We start from the raw sequence: 3,506 nt of genomic DNA, 5'->3' as shown, positions 1-3,506 counted from the left end.
TCCAGCGGGAACAGCGCGAGCTGAAGACCCTGGACTGAGCGCAGCGAGGGAAGCGGCTGAAGCCGTGCCCGCGGAAAGCGTCCGTTCGTAGCGGAAATCAACTCTTCCTCGCGTTACTTCTATTTTAAAAGAAAAAAGACTATAGACAAACTCCAAATTTTTTGTAGTTTGTCTATAGTCTGAAGCATGGAATTCATATCCATGCTTTTTTCAATGGAACGTGTTAAAGATAGAGAATCAAACGGAGAAAAGGTGAATCTAGCGGAGAGGGGGAGAACCTTGCACTAAGCGATTTATCACAAACCTTTTTTGGTTTTACATAAAAAAAGCTAGCACTGTATTTTTCAGTGCTAGCTAAAACGATTATATTACTTACAAATTATAACTTGAACTCGTTCACTACTTTTCTAAGCTCGTCCGCTTGGTGTGATAATTCAACAGCGGAAGCATTGATTTCTTGCATAGCAGCACTACCTTGTTCAGCGGCAGCAGCAGAGTTTTCAGTGTTTGACGCAGTGTTTTCTGCAATATGAGTCACTTCTATAAAGGAAGCAGCTACTTCCTGGCTAAATTCCAGTGTTTTTTCTATCTGATTTACCATTTTATTAATAATGCTAATCGTTTCGTCTGTTTGTTTCATAATTTGTACAAGGGAAGTACTTGTTTCATTGGCTACTTCAACGCCTTTTATAACATTTTCGACCCCTTCGTGATTTTGTTTGACAATAGAGGTTACCTCAGTTTGAATGGAGGTTACAATTCCTGTTACCTCTTTTGCTGCTTTTTGAGATTGCTCTGCAAGCTTCCTTACTTCATCTGCTACTACTGCAAAACCTCGTCCGTGTTCTCCAGCACGTGCAGCCTCAATTGCCGCATTTAGAGCCAGTAGGTTAGTTTGCTCAGCAATTGCAGTTATGGTTTTAATAATAGAGGTTATCTCATACGATTTAGTCCCTAAAGATTGAACAGTCTGAGAGGTATTAGCCATCGTTTCTTCTATATTTAACATAACATTTGAAGAATGTTGAACAGACAATGCTCCTTGTTTGGCAGCGGCAGTCATGTGATCAGTCGCTACTTTTACAGCTTGTGCATCCTCATTCAAATATCTAGTTGCTTCTTCTAGTGAATTCATTTTCTGAATAGCTAAGGTCATGCTTTTCATAGTCTGCTCACTACCAGATGCTATCTCGTTTGTAGAATCCGCTATTGATTGTATTGTGATAGCAGTGTCGTCAGAAGAGGCCATCAATTCCTGACCGCTAGCCGAAACATTTTCGGTTAAATGGCTTACACGTCTAACTAAATCAGCAATAGAAGCGATTAAAACATTTGTATTGGAAGCAATTTCAGCAAATTCGTCCTTAGTTCTAACTTTTACTCTTCTCGTTAGATCACCGCCAGCTTGAGCGATTTCTAAAATTGAACGGTTAATAGAATAAGTACTTCTTTTGATAGAATTAAATAGTACAATTCCAAATACTAAAGTTAATAATACAGAGAAAATCGTTAAGCCTATAAATATGTTCAAAGCGTTTTGATTTTCGCTCTTTAAGAGTGCAATTTGCTTAGCGTTCTTTTTAGCTAACACTTCGTTCATTGCTTCGATTTGGACATCTACATGACTCATGGCTGTGCGGCCACTTCCCGCATTTACAAGCTTTTGAGCAGCCTCAAATCCTTTTTGGTCTCTCAAGCTTAATGCACGTTCAGAATATTGAAGGTATGTATTAAAATGCTCGTTAATTGCTGTTACTTTTTTAAGCTCATCAGGTCGATCTTTATATACAGCCTGCAATTCTTTAAAGCGAGTAACGATTGCATCTTTATAACTTCTATAACTTGACATATAATTTGATTTACCTGTTATGATATAGCTTTGCTCTGCATTTGAAAGTTTAGCAATATCCGCAGATATTTGATTGACCATTAACTGCTCTTTTATGTCCACGTTTATAAAGTTTTCTAGTTCCTTCTGAGATGATTGCATGTTGGCCGAAGTAAGGACAAGCATGGAAAATAGAATTATAATAAGGACGGAAAAAATGATGAGTACTCTACCACGTATGGAATTTAACAAATTGGTATTTTGAAAGCTTTTGTTTGCATTCCTTTTAAAAAGGGAAAATGAACGACTACTAAGGGATTTGCGCTGTTTCTTTGGTTTAGGTACTTTGGGCGTACTAGGTATTTTGTTTCTTTTCGATTTAAATCCATATTTCAATTGAGCCATTCCTTTCTAATGTTTTATCATCATAATTTTTAGTTTAATTGTTTTAGACTGAATTATCTACAAAATTTTAAATTAATATACTACTTCAGGACTAAAGGAGGAAAAATAATATGAATCAATCGTTTTATTTATTTGCATTAAAATTCCGGGGAGGTCAAAAGACCGATGCTAAAGCTCTATTTGCGGAACAAATGTTTTTACTGCATGATTTTCCAAAAGCAGAAACATCTTTTCAGCCACTTTCCGAGTATATTGAGGAGCTCGCACATCCAGAGATGGCGGCAATAGTTTTTGATGAAATATGGGAGTTATACGAAGACAATACGCTCTAGGCTTCTACATTGCATTTTATAGTAAAAAAAGGTATCATAAACACGATAAGTTTTAGAAATGAGGTTATATTAATGAGTATTCATATTAATGCAAAAAAAGGTGAAATAGCTGACACGATTTTACTACCAGGAGATCCACTTCGTGCAAAATATATTGCTGAAACTTTCTTAGAGGATGTTGTGCAATATAATGAAGTGCGTAATATGTTTGGTTACACAGGTACATATAAGGGGAAAAGAGTTTCTGTACAAGGGACAGGAATGGGAGTACCATCAATTTCTATTTACACGACTGAATTAATGGTAGATTATGATGTACAAAAATTAATCCGTGTTGGAACTTGTGGAGCTATCCAAAAGGATGTAAAAGTACGTGACGTTATTCTTGCTCAATCAGCATCTTCTGATTCTTCTATGAATAAAGTACTTTTAGATGATATTAGTTTTGCTCCTACTGCTGATTTCAATTTATTATATAATGCATATAATGCAGGTAAAGAAGCAGGACTAAACTTACGTGTAGGAAACGTGTTTACAGCTGACTTATTCTATAATGAAAATGCTCAAAATGAAAAATGGGCAAGCTATGGTGTTCTTGCAGTTGAAATGGAAGCTGCAGCATTGTATACATTAGCAGCTAAATACGGAAGACAAGCACTAGCTGTATTGACTGTTAGTGACCACATTATTACTGGAGAAGTTACTTCTTCCGAAGAAAGACAAACAACTTTTAATGACATGATCGTAGTAGCATTAGAAGCAGCATTAAAATAAAGATGTAATATTTAAAAAAACAGACTGTCATTTTTGGCAGTCTATTTTTTGAAAAACGAATTGTGCGAAAAGGGTGAAGATTTTGGACGAACAAGAGCAGCGAACAAACGAAGAACAGGAACAATCATCGCCTGAATCTTCCAAATATGTAAAGATTAAACCTATGG

At 36.2% G+C, this 3,506-nt stretch carries 3 protein-coding genes; 2 read left to right on the top strand and 1 reads right to left on the bottom strand.

Annotated features, from left to right (window positions below; translation table 11 throughout):
- Nucleotides 1-379: 379 nt before the first annotated feature.
- Entirely contained in the window at nt 380-2,224 is a 1,845-nt protein-coding gene (locus AC06OU_RS00740; protein WP_475853439.1) for a methyl-accepting chemotaxis protein, read from the bottom strand.
- Nucleotides 2,225-2,343: 119 nt separating this feature from the next.
- On the opposite strand from AC06OU_RS00740, the gene AC06OU_RS00735 reads away from it, so the two are divergent.
- On the top strand, nt 2,344-2,565 hold the full coding sequence (locus tag AC06OU_RS00735; protein WP_475853438.1) for a YozE family protein: 222 nt from the start codon (nt 2,344-2,346) through the stop codon (nt 2,563-2,565).
- A 72-nt stretch (nt 2,566-2,637) separates the two neighbouring features.
- Complete coding sequence (gene deoD, locus AC06OU_RS00730) at nt 2,638-3,339, top strand: purine-nucleoside phosphorylase (protein ID WP_475853437.1); 702 nt, start codon at nt 2,638-2,640, stop codon at nt 3,337-3,339.
- Nucleotides 3,340-3,506: the final 167 nt, after the last annotated feature.

Source organism: Psychrobacillus sp., from assembly GCF_056205495.1.
This window is presented reverse-complemented; position numbering and strand designations above follow the sequence as displayed.

Bases quoted from the DNA above. Each gene is read 5' to 3' on its own strand.
- AC06OU_RS00735 (WP_475853438.1), top strand. From the start codon at position 2,344: ATGAATCAATCGTTTTATTTATTTGCATTAAAATTCCGGGGAGGTCAA.
- deoD (WP_475853437.1), top strand. From the start codon at position 2,638: ATGAGTATTCATATTAATGCAAAAAAAGGTGAAATAGCTGACACGATT.